The sequence below is a fragment of the Actinacidiphila guanduensis genome, from assembly GCF_900103985.1.
GTDB lineage: Bacteria > Actinomycetota > Actinomycetes > Streptomycetales > Streptomycetaceae > Actinacidiphila > Actinacidiphila guanduensis.
Window position 1 is genome coordinate 368,831 of the sequence record NZ_FNIE01000008.1, and the last position, 17,796, is coordinate 386,626.

The 17,796-nt window shown below is 75.5% G+C and carries 14 protein-coding genes; 8 read left to right on the forward strand and 6 right to left on the reverse strand.

The window, feature by feature from the left end; all coding sequences use genetic code 11:
• The first annotated feature begins 146 nt into the window (after positions 1-146).
• Positions 147-2,798 carry an ABC transporter permease gene (locus tag BLR33_RS19640; protein ID WP_093785822.1) on the forward strand — a complete coding sequence of 884 codons (2,652 nt, stop codon included), beginning with the start codon at positions 147-149 and terminating at the stop codon, positions 2,796-2,798.
• 220 nt (positions 2,799-3,018) lie between these two features.
• On the opposite strand, the gene BLR33_RS19645 is transcribed toward BLR33_RS19640, so the two are convergent.
• On the reverse strand, positions 3,019-3,525 hold the full coding sequence (locus BLR33_RS19645) for an ATP-binding protein (RefSeq protein ID WP_093785913.1): 507 nt from the start codon (positions 3,523-3,525) through the stop codon (positions 3,019-3,021).
• Positions 3,526-3,741: 216 nt separating this feature from the next.
• Positions 3,742-5,088, reverse strand: a complete 1,347-nt coding sequence (locus BLR33_RS19650) for an aminotransferase-like domain-containing protein (RefSeq protein ID WP_093785823.1) — start codon at positions 5,086-5,088, stop codon at positions 3,742-3,744.
• A 229-nt stretch (positions 5,089-5,317) separates the two neighbouring features.
• Between BLR33_RS19650 and BLR33_RS36960 the strand changes: the two genes are divergently transcribed.
• From BLR33_RS36960 to BLR33_RS19675, 6 genes are all read left to right on the forward strand, one after another.
• A complete protein-coding gene (locus tag BLR33_RS36960; protein ID WP_322987174.1) occupies positions 5,318-5,704 on the forward strand; it encodes an alpha/beta fold hydrolase in 387 nt (128 codons plus the stop codon).
• Positions 5,611-6,132 carry an alpha/beta fold hydrolase gene (locus BLR33_RS36965; protein WP_322987172.1) on the forward strand — a complete coding sequence of 174 codons (522 nt, stop codon included), beginning with the start codon at positions 5,611-5,613 and terminating at the stop codon, positions 6,130-6,132. Before BLR33_RS36960 ends, BLR33_RS36965 begins: the two co-directional genes overlap by 94 nt.
• 63 nt (positions 6,133-6,195) lie before the next feature.
• A complete protein-coding gene (locus BLR33_RS19660) occupies positions 6,196-7,056 on the forward strand; it encodes a molybdopterin-dependent oxidoreductase (protein WP_093785824.1) in 861 nt (286 codons plus the stop codon).
• Positions 7,037-7,735: a cytochrome b/b6 domain-containing protein gene (locus BLR33_RS19665; protein WP_245771518.1), complete on the forward strand. Its 699-nt coding sequence runs from the start codon at positions 7,037-7,039 to the stop codon at positions 7,733-7,735. Before BLR33_RS19660 ends, BLR33_RS19665 begins: the two co-directional genes overlap by 20 nt.
• Positions 7,736-7,924: 189 nt before the next feature.
• Positions 7,925-9,322, forward strand: coding sequence for a hypothetical protein (locus BLR33_RS35270; protein ID WP_176930329.1), 1,398 nt, complete (start codon positions 7,925-7,927; stop codon positions 9,320-9,322).
• 130 nt (positions 9,323-9,452) lie between these two features.
• The gene (locus BLR33_RS19675) at positions 9,453-9,839 is read left to right on the forward strand and encodes a hypothetical protein (protein ID WP_093785827.1); all 387 of its coding nucleotides are present in this window, start codon (positions 9,453-9,455) and stop codon (positions 9,837-9,839) included.
• Here BLR33_RS19675 and BLR33_RS19680 read toward each other — a convergent pair.
• Positions 9,798-10,667: a DeoR/GlpR family DNA-binding transcription regulator gene (locus BLR33_RS19680; RefSeq protein WP_093785914.1), complete on the reverse strand. Its 870-nt coding sequence runs from the start codon at positions 10,665-10,667 to the stop codon at positions 9,798-9,800. The genes BLR33_RS19675 and BLR33_RS19680 overlap by 42 nt on opposite strands.
• 262 nt (positions 10,668-10,929) lie before the next feature.
• Between BLR33_RS19680 and BLR33_RS19685 the strand changes: the two genes are divergently transcribed.
• Positions 10,930-13,290, forward strand: a complete 2,361-nt coding sequence (locus BLR33_RS19685; protein ID WP_093785828.1) for a hypothetical protein — start codon at positions 10,930-10,932, stop codon at positions 13,288-13,290.
• 84 nt (positions 13,291-13,374) lie between these two features.
• On the opposite strand, the gene BLR33_RS19690 is transcribed toward BLR33_RS19685, so the two are convergent.
• The 3 genes from BLR33_RS19690 to BLR33_RS19700 all read right to left on the reverse strand — a co-directional run bounded on the left by BLR33_RS19690 (position 13,375) and on the right by BLR33_RS19700 (position 17,774).
• Positions 13,375-15,798, reverse strand: coding sequence for a right-handed parallel beta-helix repeat-containing protein (locus BLR33_RS19690; RefSeq protein WP_093785829.1), 2,424 nt, complete (start codon positions 15,796-15,798; stop codon positions 13,375-13,377).
• A 370-nt stretch (positions 15,799-16,168) separates the two neighbouring features.
• Positions 16,169-16,795, reverse strand: coding sequence for an Rv1733c family protein (locus BLR33_RS19695; protein WP_143031718.1), 627 nt, complete (start codon positions 16,793-16,795; stop codon positions 16,169-16,171).
• 151 nt (positions 16,796-16,946) lie between these two features.
• Entirely contained in the window at positions 16,947-17,774 is an 828-nt protein-coding gene (locus BLR33_RS19700) for an MOSC domain-containing protein (RefSeq protein ID WP_093785915.1), read from the reverse strand.
• Between the last annotated feature and the right edge of the window lie 22 nt (positions 17,775-17,796).

The following is a 17,796-nucleotide window of genomic DNA, read 5'->3' on the forward strand; positions in this document are numbered from 1 at the left end:
CCTGACCATGCCGGTACCGATCCGGCCCGTACCGACTCCGCCCGTACCGATCCGGCCCGTACGGACCGAACCCCCTCCGACCGGGCCCGCCCCCAACACGCCCGTCCCGCGGGCGCCCAAGCCGGCACCCAGGAAGACGCGCCTGCATGACCACCCCCGGACCCACTACCGATCCCAGTCCCCGACCCGCCCCCGGACCCGCTGCCCGATCCACCACCGGACGCGGCGCCAAGTACCTCCCCGGCCGTCCTGCCCGCGTCCCGCTGCGCCTCGGCCTCGCCGGACTCCGCGCCCACAAGCGCCGGTTCGCCGGCACCTTCACCGCCGTCTTCCTCGGTGTCGCTTTCCTCGCCGGCACCATGGTCATGGGCGACACCCTCAAGGCGGGTTTCGGCGCGCTGTTCGACGGGGCCGACAGCGGCACCGGCACGGTGGTGCGCGGCGCCGACGAGATCACCGCGGGCCGCGGCGTGGGTGCCCGCGAACCGGTCCCCACCGATCTGCTGCGCCGTATCGAGCAGGTGCCCGGCGTCGCCGCCGCGGCGCCCGACGTCGAGGGCGCGGGTGAACTCGTCGCCCAGGACGGCAGGACGCTCGACACCAAGGGCCCCACCACGGCCGCCAACTGGATCGGCGACACGAAGCTCAACCCCTACCGGCTCGTGGAGGGGCGCGCCCCCTCCCGTCCCGGCGAGGCCGTCATCAACCGCCTCGCCGCCAAGAGGGCGCACCTCGCGGTCGGCGACCGCACCCTGCTGCGGGTGCCCGACCCGGTGCCGATCACCATCGTGGGCATCGCGACCTTCGGCGGCGAGGACTCCGAGGGCGAGTCCACGTACACCGCGCTCACCCTCGCCGACGCCGAGCGCTACCTGATGCCGAAGCCGGGCGAGGCCACCGCGCTCAGGGTCCGCGCGGGGCCGGGCATCGGCGAGCAGGAGCTGACCGCGCGGGTGGGCCGGGTACTCCCGCCGCAGTACGAGGCGATCACCGGATCCGAGGCGAGCCAGGAGACCGAGGACGCGACCGCGGGCACCTTCCTGACCCTGTTCACCTCGCTGCTGGTGGTCTTCGCCGGCATCGCGCTGCTGGTGGCGACCTTCAGCATCCACAACACCTTCGCCATCGTCGTCGCCCAGCGCACCCGCGAGAACGCCCTGCTGCGCGCGCTCGGCGCCGACCGGCGGCAGGTGCTGGGCGCGACCCTGACCGAGGCGTCGGCTGTCGCGCTCACCGCCTCGCTCGCCGGGCTGCTCGGCGGCATCGGCGTGGCGGCCGGCCTGCAGGCGCTCTTCCCCGCCGCAGGCTTTCCCTTCCCGCGGAACGGCCTGGTGATCCACCCGCTCGCCATGGCGGTGCCGCTCGCCGTCGGCCTGGCGGTGTGCGTCGGCTCGGCCGCGATGCCCGCCGTGCAGGCCGGCCGCACCGCTCCGCTGGCCGCCCTGCGGGAGAGCGCTGTCGACACCTCCGGTGCCTCGCGCCGCCGCGCCCTGATCGGGGTGGTGGCCGCGGCCGCGGGGACCGCCCTGGCGGTGGCGGGCGTCGAGAGCCGTACGCTGCTGCTCGCCGCGGCGGGGGCGGTCCTGACGCTCGCCGCCTTCGTGGTGCTCGGCCCGGTCGCCTCCTCGCTCGCGGTGCGGGTGATCGGCGCACCCCTGGCGCGGGTGCGCGGGGTGACGGGCGCGCTGGCCCGCCGCAACGCGCTGCGCAGCCCCAAGCGCACGGCGGCGACCGCGACCGCGCTGATGATCGGAGTGGCGGTGGTGACGCTGTTCACCGTCCTCGGCGCCTCGATGAAGGCGACGCTGGACGACACGGTGGACCGCACCTTCGCCGGCGATGTGGCGATCAGCGCCCAGGTCTACGGCGCCGGCGGCGCGGGCCTGAGCCCGAGGATCGCGCCCACCGTGGCGAGGCTGCCGCAGGTCCGCCGGGCGGTCGGGCTCGGCCGCGGCGCCGCCGAGATCGACGGCGGCGGGCACCGGCTGACGGTCACCGACCCCGCGGCGCTCTCGCAGCTGCTCGACCTCGGCACCGTGCGTGGCTCGCTCGGCGCCCTGGGCACGCACGGCATCGCCGTCGCCAAGAGCCAGGCGGACAGCCACCACTGGCACCCGGGCAGCACGGTCACGCTCGGCTTCGCCGACGGGCAGCGGGTGCCGTTCCGGGTCGCCGCCGTCTACCAGCGCTCCGACCTGGCCGGTGACTACATCGTCACCAGGGCGGCCTGGGCCCCGCACCACATCCAGGACAAGGACACCCTGGTCGCCATCGACTTCCGGGACGGGGTGAACACGGCTGCGGGCAAGGCCGCCGTCGAGAAGGCGGTGGTGCCCTTCGGCTCGCCCGCCGTGCAGACCAAGGCCGAGTACGCGAAGTCCTCGGCGGCCGGGATCGACACCTTCCTCACCTTGATCTACGCCCTGCTGACCCTCGCGGTGCTGATCGCCCTGCTCGGCATCGCCAACACCCTGACGCTGGCGGTGCACGAGCGGACCCGGGAGCTGGGGCTGCTGCGGGCGGTGGGGCAGACCCGGGCGCAACTGCGGGCGATGGTCCGCTGGGAGTCGGTGGTGGTGGCCGCCTTCGGCACGGCCGGCGGGCTCGGACTCGGCGCCTTCCTGGGCTGGGTGGTGGCGCGGGCCGCCGACACCGCGCGCACCGGCTCGTTCGCGATCCCGCCCGGGCGCCTCGCGATGGTGCTGCTGGTCGGCGTCGCCGCCGGGGTCGCCGCCGGCTGGCGCCCGGCCGGGCGCGCGGCACGGCTGGACGTGCTGCGGGCGGTGGCCGCGGAGTAGCGGGCCGTTGCGGGACAGGTGCGTGCACGGCAACGGACCGGCCGCCGCGTCCCCTTGGCGGGGAGGCGGCGGCCGGTCCGACGGCCTGCGGTCCTGCGGGGCCCTTCGGGAAGCCGCTCGGGCTTGTGGGGCCGGGCTCGGGACGGACGGTCAGGCTCTCAGCCTTGCCGACCGGTCACCTCGCCGGCGTGAGCCGGGCCCGGGCCGGGCCGGCAGGTGGTCAGGCGACCGAGGCGGCGACCGCCACGCGCTCGGGGGACGCGGCCTGCTCGACCGGCATCGCCGCAGCCTTCAGCGGCACCCGCTTCGGCACCGGGACCGGCCTGCGCAGGACGAACCACACCACCTTGCCGCCCTCGTCGGGGAGCAGATCGGTGCCCCAGCTGTCGCTCATCGCCTCGACCATCGCCAGGCCGCGGCCCGTGGTCGCGGTCGGCTCGGTCGGCTGCAGGTACGGCAGCCGCACGTCGTGGTCGGCGACGGCCACGGTGAGGCGGTCGGGCGCCATGGTCAGCTTGACCGCGCACTGCTTGTCCGGCTTGGCGTGCCGGTGCACGTTGGCCAGCAGCTCGCTGATGCCGCTGGCGGCGGCGTCGATCAGCGGGTCCAGCCGCCAGTAGCGCAGCTGGGCGGAGACGATCCGGCGGATCTGCTGGATGCGGTACGGATGCGCCTCGAGCTCGAGCGCGCACTCGCGCGTGGCTGGGTCGGTCTGGTCGGATTGCATGATCACGGCTGCGACTCCCTCCGCGGTGGTCGGGCCCCGACGAACGGGGCCGGGCGCTCACCGCACCGATGGGAACACTTGAGCGGGAATGCGTAGAGTGACTGCGGCAGTACTCCGTGATGCCCAATCAGGTTCACCCGTTGCGGCGCATGGCGCAAGTCGGACCGTCACGGCGCGTGTGTCCTGCGTGAGGGGGGTGGCCGTCCCCGTAACGGCTCAGTCCGGCGCGGTGTCCTCGGGGGCCGTACGGGCGAGGGCGGCGAGCGCCGACAGAGCGGCGCGCAGCAGTTCGCGCGGGGGAGAGGCGAGGCCGATCCGTACGGCGTCCGGTGCCCGCCGCGGGCCCGCGGCAAAGGACGCGGCAGGGGTGACCGCGATGCCCCGGCGGCCCGCGGCGGCCGTGAAGGTGTCGGCCCGCCATGGCTGTGGCAGGTCCCACCAGCAGAAGCACGAGCGCGGGTCGGTGCGCAGGGCGAAGCCGGCCAGTTCCTCGGCGGCGATCCGCTGGCGTGCGGCCGCCTCCTCGCGCTTGGCCGCGGCCAGGCGCGCTGCGGTGCCGTCGGTCAGCCAGCCTGTCGCCGCCTCCAGGGCGTAGCCGCCGGGCGTCCAGCCGCCCGAGCGCAGAGCTGCCGCGACCTGCTCGGAACGGCCCGGCGGCACCACTGCGAAGCCCGCGGTGAGCCCGGGGGCCAGCCGCTTGGAGAGGCTGTCGGCGGTCACCACGTGCTCGGGGGCGTAGGCGGACAGCGGTGGCGGGGCGACCGGGTGCAGGAACGACCAGATCGCGTCCTCGACCGCGGGCACGTCCAGCCGCCGCAGCAGGCCGGCGACCGCTGCCCGGCGCTCGGCGGGCATGGTGACCGACAGCGGGTTGTGCAGGGTGGGCTGCAGGTACAGGGCGTGCAGCGGGCCCTCGCGGTGGGCGGCCTCCACCGCCTCCGGCAGCAGCCCGTCGCCGTCGCACGCCAGCGGCACGAGGTTCAGGCCCAGCCGGGCGGCCAGCCCCTTGGCCACCGGGTAGGTGAACTCCTCGACGCCGAGCCGCCCGCCGACCGGCACCAGAGCGGCCAGCGCGCCCGCGATCGCCTGGCGGCCGCTGCCCGCGAAGAGCACGTTCGCCGCCGGAGGGCTCCAATCGGGACGCGCGAGCAGCGCGGCCACCGCCTCGCGGGCCCGGCCCGTGCCGCGGGCGCCCGCCGGGCGCATCGCCTCGGTCAGGACGTCCAGCCGCGCCATGCGGGCGAGCCCGGCGGCCAGGAGCGCGGACTGGCCGGGGACCACCGGGTAGTTGAGCTCCAGGTCCACCCGCGCGCCCGCGGTCGGCTCGGCGAGGGCGGGACCGCGGCCACCGCCGGACGCCGCCCGGACGAACGTGCCGCGGCCCACCTCGCCGACCGCCAGGCCGCGCCGTACCAGCTCGGCGTAGACCCGGCCCGCGGTGGAGTCGGCGATGCCGTGCCGGCGGGCAAAGGCCCGCTGCGTGGGCAGCCGGTCACCCGGGCGCAGCCGGCCCGCCGCGATCTGGGCGGCCACCGAGTCGGCGATCCTCCGGAAATCCCGCACCCTCCGCCACCCTCCAGCGTTCCGCCTATTGCACCGAGATCATTTCATCTCATTGCCCTCGCGATTGCCCCGCCCTAGCGTCTCCACCACGGCATTCCAGACGGGAGCACCCCACATGACCGGCACCTTCGCCAACGGCACGCACATCGACCACGACGACCTCCGCCCACCCGGACCCGAGCAGGAGCCCCCGCTGCTCCTGGTGCACGGGCATCCCTTCGACCGCAGCATGTGGCGGCCCCAGGCGGCGGCCTTCCCCGGCCGCCGGACCATAGCGCCGGACCTGCGCGGATACGGCCGCAGTGGACCGGCCGCGGGTACGACCCGGCTCGAGGTCTTCGCGGACGACCTGGCCGCACTGCTCGACGCGCTCGGCGTGGAGCGCGCGGTCGTGGCCGGGCTCTCCATGGGCGGGCAGATCGTGCTGGAGTTCCAGCCACTTCCGCGCGGACCGACACCGAGGAGGGCCGGCGCGAGCGGCTGCGCCGGGCCGAGGAGTTCGAGCGCGGCGGGGCGGCGGCGATGGCCGCCTACGCCGAGGAGGTGCTCGACTCGATGCTGGCCCCCGCCACCGCCCGCGCGCTGCCCGCGACAGCGGCCCACGTCCTCGCGATGATGCGCGCCGCCCCGCCGGCAGGAGCCGCGGCCGCCCTGCGGGGCCGGGCCGAGCGGCCCGACTACCGCGAGGGGCTGGCCCGGATCGACGTACCGGCGCTCGTGGTGGTCGGCAGCGAGGACGTCTTCGCGCCGGTCGCCGAGGCGGAGCTGCTGCACCGGGGGATTCCGAGCGCCCGGCTGGCCGTCGTCGAGGGCGCCGGGCACCTGCCGAACCTGGAACGGCCCGAGGCGTTCAACCAGGCGGTGGCCGCGCTGCTGGCGGAGGTGACCGCGACCGGACGTCCGCACGCGCCTGCCGACGTACCGACGGGCGCACCCGCGCCCGTACCGGCGGACGCACGTGCGCACGGCGCCCTCCCGCCGGACGGCAGCCCCCAGCGGCCGGACAGTCCCAGCGGAGAACGCCGAAAGGCCCCGCAGATATGACGAAATGCTGACGGTACCCCCGCGGCCCTGGCTCCACGGCCCTCGGCGTGCTCGAATCGTTGCATGAGCAACCACTCTTCGGGGCACTCGCCGGGCCGGCCGCCGGGAGACGCCGCCGGGGACGAGCACCTCCCGCGGACCGCCCGGGACCTGCCGAAGGACCCACCTCGCAAGCGCGCCCGGAAGGGCGCCGAGGACCCCGCGCAGGACCCGGAGCTGGGCCGCGGCTCGCCCGTGGGCCGCCGGCTCGTGCTCGGCATGCTCGGGCTCGGCGCCGCAGGCGTCGCGGTGGGCGGCAGTATGCAGGACCGCATCGACTCGGTCCTCGCCTCCGTCAGCGCCAAGGACCCCACCGGCGTCACGGGCCTGCTGCCCGGCGGCGGGGGCTTCCGCTTCTACTCGGTCTCGGAGTCCATCCCGCACCGCGGCGAGGACGACTACCGGCTGACCATCGGCGGTCTGGTCGACCGCCCCGTCAGCTACCGGCTCGCCGACCTGCGCGCGCTGCCCCAGGTGCACCTGGTCCGCGACGTGCAGTGCGTCACCGGCTGGCGGGTGCCCAGGACGGCGTTCTCCGGGGTGCGGCTGTCCACGCTGCTGGACGCCGCCGGCGTCAAGTCCTCGGGCACCGCCCTGCACTTCACCTGCTTCGACGGCGTCTACACCGAGAGCCTCACCCTGGAGCAGGCCCGCCGCGGCGACATGCTCGTCGCCCTCACCATGGACGGCAAGCCCGTCACGGCCGCGCACGGCGGCCCGGTACGGCTGTACGCGGCGCCGATGTACTTCTACAAGTCCGCGAAGTGGCTGTCGGGCATCACCGTCACCAAGGACGTCCAACCCGGCTACTGGGAGCACTACGGCTATGACGTCGACGGATGGGTCGGAAAGTCCAACGGCCGCCATGACGACCCCACGTCCTGAGCGCCGGTGGCGCCGCGACGAGACCGGGGTGCGGCGCTTCACCCGGGCCGAGAAGTGGGTGCACCGCAGCTTCACGGTCCTGATGGGCGTGTGCGTGTTCACCGCCGCCTGCCTCTACCTGCCGGAGCTGGCCGAGATCGTCGGCCGCCGCCGGCTCATCGTCACCGTGCACGAGTGGTCCGGCATCCTGCTGCCGGTCCCGGTCGTGCTCGGCCTCCTCTCGCGGGCCTACCGTGCGGACCTGCGGCGGCTGGGCCGCTACTTCCCGCACGACGGGAAGTGGCTGGGCACCGCCCTGCGGCTGCGCCGCCGCGAGCCCACCCTGGCGGGGAAGTTCAACGCCGGGCAGAAGCTCAACGCCAACTTCGTCGCCGGCGCCGTCCTGGTGATGATCGGCACCGGTCTGATCATGTGGTTCCCGCGGCTCACCCCGCTCGTGTGGCGCACGGGCGCCACCTTCGTCCACGACTGGCTCGCCCTGCTGCTGGCCGCCGTCATCACCGGCCACGTCTACTTCGCGGCGAGCGACCCCGAAGCGCGGCGCGGCCTGCGCACCGGGTACGTTCCGCGCTGGTGGGTCCGCAGCCAGCACGTCCTGTGGCGCACGGGCGAGCCCGAGCAGCCCGCGACGGAGCACTCCGCGCGCGAGCCCGAACGGCCCGCGCCCGAGCCCGAGTGAGGACGCGGACGAGGCCGTAGCGCCGCCTCCCTGCCCGGAAGTCCCCCCCCGCCCGAACTCCCCCCGCACGGGCCCTATGAGTGCCCGCCCGGCCGCAACAGCCCGCCGCAGCAGACCCGTTACAGCCAGGACACCGTGCGGTCGCCCGTGGGCCACCGTCCTTTCGCCGTGCGAACCTAGCGTCACCGCATGACCACGTCGCAGGTGACGAGCCGTCCCGCCGCGCCGCCCACCCCCGGTCGGCGCGTACCGCGGCCCAACGCCCGGCCCGAGCCCCGGCCGAGGCGGACCGGGCGCGTGGCCGGGCCGCGCCGGCTCGGTGCGCACGCGGTCGTCTCCGTCCTGCTGCTGGCCGCGCTGTGCGCCACCGCGGTCGCCGCGGCCGTCAATGTCAGCGGCGACACCTCGCAGTTGCGCGACTCGGTCGCCCGGCGGGCCGCCGTGGCCGCCCAGTTGCGCTTCGCCCTGGCCGACCTCGACGCCCAGCGCGCCGACACCCTCGCCCCCGGCATGTCCACCCGCGAGCCGGGCGTCTACGTCGGCAACCAGCTCAACGCCCTCATCACCGCCCAGCAGCGCCGCGCCCAGGTCAGCGACGCCCTGCGGCAACTCGGCAGCGACGAGGCGCACAGCGCCCAGGTACGCACACTGCTCGACGGCCTCGGCCAGTACGACGACCTGAGCGGGCGCGCCTCCTACGTCGACGAGCAGTTCCCCGACCGGGTGGCCGGCCACCCCGCGGAGGCCAGCGTCGCGATGAACGCCCAGGCCGGCGCGGTGATGACCGGGACCCTGCTGCCGGTCGCCTCCGCGCTTTCCGCCGACTACCAGAAGCAGGCCGCCGACGCCGCGGCCCGCGTGCACGACCGGGCCCGCACCTGGACGCTCCTGGTGGTCCTGACCGGCCTGCTCGCCCTGCTCCACCTGCTGTGGTGGCAGCGCGGCCTGGCCCGCGACTACCACCGGGTGTTCAGCGTGCCGCTCGTCGCCGCCACGGCCGGGGTGCTCGCCACCGCGCTGACCGGCGCCGCCGTCCTGAGCGCGGCGGGCGGCTCGGCCGGCACCGCGGACCGCCAGGGACTGATGCCCTGGGCGCGGCTGTCCGAGGCGAGCACGGTCGCCGCGCAGGCCGCGGCCGCGGAGAGCCGCTGGTTCGTGCACGGCGCCGCGCTCGGCCGCAGCGACGCGGTGCGCTTCACCTCCCTGACCCGGCAGTTGGACGGCCTGCTCACCCCCGGCGCGGGCGTCCCCGCCGACGAGCGGCCCGCCTACCAGGACGTGCGCCGCCGCTACCAGGTCTTCCTCACCGACGACCGCCACCTGCGCACCCTGCAGGCGGCCGGCGACACCGAGCAGGCCGCGGTCGTGCTCACCACCGTGGGCCGCGGTGACATCGCCTTCGACTTCTGGGACTTCGCCACCACCCTCGACCAGTTGGCGGCCCGTCAGCTCGACGACTTCACCGGCCACGCCGCCGACGCCCACGGCGCCCTCGACGGCTGGCCCGCGATCCCCGCCGGCGCCACGGGCGTCGCCGCCCTCCTCGTCCTGCTCGCGGTGCGCCCGCGGCTCGCCGAGTACCGCTGAGCGGCCGGTGTCCGGGGCGGGTTGTGACGCGCCTGTTCGAGCGTGTAAGAGTGGGGAGGAACCGCCTGGGGGGCGCGGTGCGAGCCGTCCGACGCTCCGACCGGGCCCGGACGAGACGAGAGCCCGCCTGATGACCACCGAATCCTCGCCCCTGCCCGAGGAGCCTGCCCTGCCGGACGAGGTGTGGGAGCAGTTCCTCCAGGACAGCGAGCGCGACATCAGGGCCTCGGCACCCAAGGAGCCCTCCGCGCGGGCCCGCATTGTTGCCCGCCGGCTGCGCGAGGAGCAGGAGCGGGCCGAGCAGGCCGCCCGCGGCAGCCGCCGCCGGTGGCGTCCGCGCAGCCGGGCCGAACGCCGCGCCACCGCCTGGCGGGCACCGGTCACCGACGCGGGCGAGGCCCGGGCGCGCCGGCGCGGCCTGCTGCGCGGACTGCTGGGAGTGGTGCTGGTCGTGGCGGTGCTGCTGGTGGTGCTGTCACCGAGCCACGCCTGGTCCCTCCTGACCGGCAAGGGCTGACCCGTCGGGCAGCGGCTCGCCGGCCACGATCAGCTCGGCGAGGTGCTCGGCGATCTCCTCGCGCAGCACCTCGGGGATGCCCGCGTCGGTCACCAGGGTGTCGACGTCCTCCAGGGAGGCGAAGGAACTCAGGCCCACCGTCCCCCACTTGGTGTGGTCGGCGATCACCACCACCCGGCGCGCGGAGCGCACGAAGCGCCGGTTGGTCTCCGCCTCCGCCAGGTTCGGCGTCGACAGGCCCGCCTCCACCGAGATGCCGTGCACGCCGAGGAACAGCAGGTCGAAGTGGAGCGACTGGATCGCCCGGTCCGCCACCGGGCCGACCAGCGTCTCCGAGGGCGTGCGCACCCCGCCGGTGATCACCACCGTGGCCGCGCTGCCGCCGTGCGCGGTGCCAGGGCGGCGCTGGCCGGACTGGAAGACGTCCGCCACGCGCACCGAGTTGGTCACCACCGTCAGGTCGGGCACGTCCAGCAGGTGCTGGGCGAGTGCGTAGGTCGTGGTGCCGCCGGCCAGCGCGATGGCGCTGCCGGGCGGCACCAGCGTGGCCGCCGTGCGCGCGATCGCCTCCTTGGCGCCCAGCTCCAGGCCCGACTTGGCCTCGAACCCCGGCTCGTGGCTGCTCGGCTCCACCACCGGCACCGCGCCGCCGTGCACCTTCTCCACCACGCCTTGGCGGGCGAGCGCGTCCAGATCGCGGCGGACCGTCATGTCCGAGACGTTCAGCCGGCGGGTCAGCTCGTTGACCCGCACGCCGCCGCGGCGCCGCACCTCGTCCAGGATCAGAGCCCGGCGCTGCTCCGCGAGGAGGTTCTGGTTGTCGCTCACCCGTGACCCCGTCCCGTCCGTGTCGTTGTCCACCGCGGCCGGACGTGCCGGCCGCCGGAGTGCTGCGGTCATCCTTCCACGCCGGGCACGGTCACGTGTACGGCGCAAGGCCCCGGGGCGACCGGACCGGCCGGGGACGGGTGCGGCCGGCGGTGCCCGTTCGCGCGGACGGTCACGATTGCAGCGCGACGGGAGCGAACACGACTGACCGCCTCCGGGGGCGGGCACCACCACCCCGGGACGCAAGGATCGGGGGACACCCGTGGCCGAGCAACCGCACACCGACGTGCCGATCGCCCTGGAACTGCTCGTGCACGGAGTCGGCGGCACCACGCCCGAGCAGATGCTCGACGATCCAAGGACGGTCTGCCTGGCCGGCGACACCACCGCTGGCATCCACCGCAGGGCGTGCGACACCGACGCCGAGGCACACCCCGGCAGGTACCGCGAGGCTCCCGTCCCCGAGGCCTACTGCTGGTCCAACCTCACCTCGGGCAACGCCGGCCGGGCGCTGTGGCTGCTGCTCCTGCCGTTCATGATCGCCAACCTCGCGCACTGGATGCGCCCGCCCTCCACCCGCACCCGCCTGGCCCGCTGGTACGAGGTCGCCGTCCGGCTGCTCGCGCTCTCGCTGACCGTGCTGCTGGTCGCCGCCGTGTGCGAAGTGGCGCTCGACATCGTCGGCTGGCAGTGCGCGGGCCGCGCCGCCTGCACCCACGACAAGTCCTGGCTCGGCTTCGCGGCCGCCTCGCGCGGCGGCTGGTGGAGCCAGCCCGGCCGCCGGCTCGCCCTGGCCGCCGCCGCGCCACTCGCGCTCACCGGCGTGCTGTGGTGGCTGTCCCACCGCACCTGGTACGCCTACGAGTCGCAGCGCCCGGCCGTACCGTCCCGGCCGCCCGCCCCCGGCGCCCCCTCCCTCGCCCAGCCCGGCTTCTGGTACGGCCGCAGGTCCGTGGCCCGGCTGCGTACCGCGCACACCGCGGTCGGCCTGCTCACCATCGCCGCCGCGCTGCTGACCCCGGCGCTCGGCCACGACCGCGGCCGCCCCGGCGCGGTGCTGCCCGCGATCGGCTGGAGCCTGGCCGGCGTCCTGGTGGTCCTCGTGGCCATCGCGATCGGTGTCACGGTGCGCGCCCACCGCGTCGAGACCGGCCTGGACGACACCGCCGACCCGCGCACCACCCGCCTGCTCCTGGCCGGTTCGGGCACCCTGCTCGCAGCGGCGGTCCTCTACGGCGGCTGGAGCCGCCCCGGTTGGCACTCGGCCGGGCGGCTGCCGTCCGCGCAGGCGTTCTCCGCGCTGACCATCACCCAGGGCGTCCTGGTCGCCCTGCTCGCCGGCACCGCGGCGGCCCTGCACCGCGCGCGGCCCGCGGAGTTCGAGGACACCGCGCCCGCCCTGCGCGGCCAGGCCGGGCCCGCCGTCGCCCTGCTGGGCTGCGCGATCGGCGGGGTGCTCACCGGCGGGATCGCCGAGCGCGCCGCCGACCTGCTCGACCGCGGCCGCACTCCGGGGCAGTCCGGCAGCCCGCTGGCCGGCCCGCCCGCTGTGCTCACCTGGGAGTCCTCGGTGATCCCGGCCGTGCTCGTGCTGGTGCTGCTGGCCGGCGCGTGGCTCGCCCTCCGCCTCCGGCACGAGGAGCGGGAGCTGTGCCCGGAGGTGGACGCGCTGTACCCCGGAGAGGTCCACCACCGCTCCCGCACCCGGCACATCGCCTCGGCGCTGGCCCGCGCGGGCCTGACCGACCGGGCGCCGTTGCTCGTCGCCGTGCTGTGCGGCACCGCCTTCGTCCTCGGCGGCGGCGCGGTCGCCGCGGCCTGGATCGGCGGCGGCACCCCGGGCGAGGAGGCCCGCGGCGCCCCCGGCCCGGTGACCGCGCTCGCCGACACCGCCCAGTCGCTGGGCTCGTGGCTGGTGGGCGCGGGCGTCATAGCGCTGGTCGCCGTCGGCCGCCGCGCCTACAAGGACGCCTCCGCGCGGCGGACGGTGGGCATCCTGTGGGACATCGGCACCTTCTGGCCGCGCGCCGCCCACCCCTTCGCGCCGCCCTGCTACGCCGAGCGCGCCGTGCCCGACCTCACCTGGCGGATGGCCACCTGGACGCAGGCGACCGGCGGGCGGATCGTGCTGTCCGGCCACTCCCAGGGCAGCGTGCTCTCCGCGGCGGCCGTCTGGCAGCTCGACCCCCAAGTGCGCGGCCGTGTCGCCCTGCTGACCTACGGCTGCCCGCTCGCCCGCCTCTACGGCCGCTGGTTCCCCGCCCACTTCGCGCCCGCGCGGCTGCGCGAGCTGCACGAGGAGATGCACGCCTGGTGCAACCTGTGGCGCCGCACCGACCCGATCGGCGGCCCGGTCGGTATCGGCGGCAAGGGCGTTGCAGGCGTTGCGGGTGACGCGGGCATCGGGGGCCCGCCGGTCGATGTCGGGCCGCTGCTCGACCCGGCCGCCTACGGCCGCAGCGCCGCCCACCCGCTGCCCGAACCGGTGCTCGGCCACTCCGACTTCCAGGCCGATCCCGCCTTCGCGCGGACCCGCGCCGGACTGCTGGCGCGCCTGGGCTATCCCGTGCCGGCCGTGCCCGCCCAAGGACGGCCGGCGGGATTGCCCGACCCCCTGGTGTGAGCCGGGCGTGGCCCGCCGGACCTGCCGGACACCTGCTAGGGCGTGCCAGATCCCGCCGATCAGACGGGATTCGGCAGACACGCCCTACGGCAGCTCCGGCAGGTCGTCGGGGAAGAGCAGCTGCAGCTCGTCGTGGGACGGGTCGTCGACGTGGGCCAGGCGCATCGCGTGCCGCTCGACCATCACCTCGAAGGTCTGCCGCGCGGTGCGGCCGTTGCCGAAGGCCGGGCCCTTGGGGATCGCCGTGAAGTACTTCAGCAGCGCCTCGTCCGTCTCGCCGCCCAGCTGGTACTGCTGCTCGGCGGCCTGCGACTCCACGATCCGCAGCAGTTCCTCCGGGGTGTAGTCGCCGAAGGTGATGGTCCGGGAGAAGCGCGAGGCGACACCGGGGTTGGAGGCGAGGAAGCGCTGCATCTCCGCGGTGTAGCCGGCCACGATGACCACCACCGCGTCCCGGTGGTCCTCCATCAGCTTCACCAGGGTGTCGATCGCCTCGCGCCCGAAGTCGCGGCCCGCGTCCTCCGGCGCCAGGGAGTACGCCTCGTCGATGAACAGCACGCCGCCGCGGGCGCGTTCGAACGCCTCCTGGGTGCGGATCGCGGTGGAGCCGATGTGCTCGCCGACCAGGTCGACGCGCGCCACCTCCACCAGGTGCCCGCGCTCCAGGACGCCGAGCGAGGCGAGGATCTCCCCGTAGAGCCGGGCCACCGTGGTCTTGCCGGTGCCGGGGGAGCCGGTGAAGACCAGGTGCCGGCGCGGGGAGGGGGCCTTCAGGCCGGCCTGCTCGCGCCGCCGCCCCACGGCGATGAGGTCTATCAGGGTGCGCACCTCGCGCTTGACGCCCTCCAGGCCCACCAGGGCGTCGAGGTCGGCGAGGACGGCATCGCTCTCCCGTGCCGCCACCCGCGGCTGCTGCGTCCCGGCGGGCCCGGCGGCCTCCGCCGGTCTCGGGGCGGGCACCCCGCCGAGCAGGCCGAAGGACTGGGTGGCGCTCTGTACGCGCGGCCCGGCGTCGACGGCCGGCGGGGGCGTCGGCTCCTCGGTCGCGGTCTTGTCGCTGGTGCAGTCCTCCACCACGGCGCCCGGCTCGGCGAACTCGTAGCCGCCGCGGGCGCAGCGCTCGGTGCGGCAGCGGGTCAGCGTGGCGCGGCAGCCGTCGATGACGTGGAAGCCGAAGCCGCGGCTGCCCGTGACGCGGCACGCGGTGAAGGTGCCGCGGCCGCCCGCCGAGACGTAGACGCCCGCCTCCGAGGGGTTGGTGACGGTGCAGCGGTCCAGCGCCGGGTCGGCGCCCTTGGTGACGATCACGCCCGTCGCGGTGTCGTCGATGGTGACCTGCGCCAGGGTGCCGCCGCTGCCGTGGTCGCGGAACCAGGCGCCGGTGGCGGCCTCGCGGATGCGGCAGTCGTCGAGCTGGACCACGGCGCCGTCGCTCACCGACACCGCGGTGTTGCGGATCTGCGCGAAGTCGCTGTCCACGACGTCCGCGCGTGAGCCGCGGTCGAGGACGAACAGGGCGTCGGGCACGTCGTGGACGCGGCAGGAGTCCAGTATGGCCACGGCGCCGTCGCTCACCCACACCGCCGGGTAGTCGCCCGTGCTGTCGTGTATCTCGCACTGGTTGGCGTCCACCCGGGTGCCCGGGTCCCACACCGACAGCCCGTTGCGGCCGAAGCCGCGCACCGAGGTGCGGGTCAGGGTGAGCACCGAACGGGCCCGCAGGTCCACCGCGTTCTCGGGCACGTCGTGGATGTCGCAGTCGGCGAGCGCCAGCACCGCGTCGGTGTCCAGGCTGATGCCGTCGCCCGTGGTGCGGTGCACCTGGCAGTCGGTGAACTGGCCGCTGCCTCGTGCGGAGACCTGCACGCCCGGGCCGCGCACCTCGAACACCTCGCAGCTGACCGCCTCAAGCGCGCTGCCCTCGCCGGTCACCGACAGGCCCGCGCCCCCGGTGTGGTGCACCCGGCAGCGCTCCAGGCGGGGCGTGGCACCGCCGCGCACCGCGATGCCGCTCTGCCCGGCGGCCACCACCTCGCACTCCTCGAAGATCCCGCCGGCGCCGTCCAGGATGCTCACCCCGGTGCCCGCCGGGTTGTCCACGGTGCAGCGCCGCACGGTCGGCCGGGCCCCGTCGCGGACCTCGATCCCCACCGCGGAGCGGGTGTTGAGGCGCAGCCCGGACAGTTCGGGGGTGCCCTGCTCGACCAGCAGTGCGGGCGAGGTGACGTCCTGGCACTCCACTGTGATGTCCTGCACGGAGGCGGCGGCACGCACCGTCAGACCGACGCCCGAGGACGGTGCGATCCGCACCGTGCCGGGCCCGTCCGCGCAGCGCAGCACCACCGCGCGGTCCAGCACCAGGTTCTCCCGGTAGGTACCGCTGCCCACCGAGAGCACATCGCCGTCACTCGCTGCTTCCAGCGCGGCGGCGAGCGACTCGTACTCACCTGTGCGGCGCCGCCACCGAGAACCGCTCGGATTGGTCACCTGCACCACGCCATGTGCCATCGGGCTGCCCTGCCCCCACCTCTTGAGTCCGCCGACCGGGGGTCAACCGTAGCGCGAGCGGAGCCGTGGTGGTGACGTCCGCCCGGCCCTCGGACGGCCCCGACCCCCGTGCGGGGGGAGCGGAAAGCCGCACTTCGGGGCGTACGCGGGGCCGGCGCGGGACTGGCGCGCGGCGCAGCGCGCCGGGTGGGGGGTTGCGCACGCGCCGTGCTGACCGACGCTGACCGGCCCTGACAGGCGCGGGACGCCTGGACGGCCGGTGCGGACGGCCGCCGAACACGGCGTGCCGCTGCCGACTCCCGGCGGCCACCGGGGAGTTGCCTCCCGTTCCGACGCCGTTGCCGGTGGCGCGCCGCCGCGTGGCGACGGCTCAGCCGCCGGCGCCCGCGCGGCCCCAGTCCTGGCCGACCCGGGCCCACTCGCGTTCCCAGGAGTCCATCCGGCGGGCCATCAGACGCCACATCAGCAACTGACGGGATATCACCAGCAGCCCGGCCGCGGCCGAGGCCACGGCGGTGCCGGCGAGCACCGCGTGGGTGTCGGCGGTGGCGGAGTCCAGCGGCGGCGGCACCAGGTGGCCGCTGCGGTCCGTCCACAGCATGATGCGGTCCTTGTGCCAGACCTCCAGGTCGGAGGAGACGGTGGCGGTGACGGTCCGCGAGTGGTCGGGAGCGGTCCAGCGCAGGACGTCCTCACCGCGGTGCACGGAGGCCGTGGACGCCTGCGCGCCCTTGCCGGCCTCGGTGGCCTGCTTGCCCGCCTCCTTGGCCGGTTCGAGGGTCGCGGTGACCAGGGTGCGCTGATGGCGCTGGGTGCGCACCACCTGCTGCAGCGTGCGGTTCACCGACTGGCCGGCCCACCAGCCGAGCAGCGGGACGGCGCAGAAGAGGACGGTGGTCACCAGGACCAGGAGCGCCTCGACCACGTCGGTGCGCCGGCGCAGCGCGTTGCGCCGCCACCGCCAGCCGAGCCGTGTCGGCCTCGTACGACCCCTCATCGGCGGCCACCCCCTTCACACCCTTCGAATAACCGCGGACGGTCCCGTTCATGCCGCGCGGCGGGCCCGCTTCGCCGGCGGGGCGGCCGGAGCGGCGGGAGTGCCGTGCCGGAAGGGCGGTCCCGTGACCTCGAACGAGGCCCCGGACACGTCATTCCACAAGGGTCAACGGATCGCCGACGTGCAGGGTTCCTGAGGATTCGGGGATGAGGTTCTGGCCGAAAAGCAGCTTGGCGCCCACCTTGCGGAACCGGCCCAGCGTGCGCAGCGGTTCGCGGCCGCGGGCGCCGCTGGCCTGGTCGGTGGTGGTGACCACGCAGCGCCCGCACGGCTCGGGGGCGCGGAAGACGACCTCGCCGATCCGCACCCGGTGCCAGGCGTCCTCGGCCCAGGCGGGCGCGTGGTCGATCACGACGTTCGGCCGGAACCGGTCCATCGGCAGCGGCCCCTCGTGCGCGTGGTCGCCCTGCGCGATCAGGGCGTTGAGGGCGTCAAGGGAGGACGTGGAGGTCGCCAGCAGCGGGTAGCCGTCGGCGAGGCTGACCGTCTCGCCGGGCCTGGAGAAGCCGGGCTTGACCGGCCGCCGCACGGCCGGCTCGTCCAGGTGCACCAGCCGCACCTTGGTGCCCAGCAGTTCGCCGAACCACGCGTCGGCCGCCGGATCGGCCGGGCGCACGTCGAACTCCGCGGCGAACAGCCGCACCCGCTCCAGCGGTCCGGGCGCCGGCACGGCCACCTCCTGCGGCGCGCGCCCCGGCGCGGACAGCCGCAGGCCACCTCCCCGGGTGAGCTGCGCGGACACCAGCGCCAGACCGGCCTGCTCCCGCTGGGTGACTCCCCTGAGCGTCACCGCGTCGACCAGCATCCAGCGGCGGTCCCCCGCGAGCCCCCACGGCTCCACGACCGCCGCCCGCACGCTGGTCGCGCGCAGGGACTTGACCGGATAGACGTGCAGCGCGCTGACTTCGGGCATGGCCATGCCGCCCATGGTGCCAGGCGCC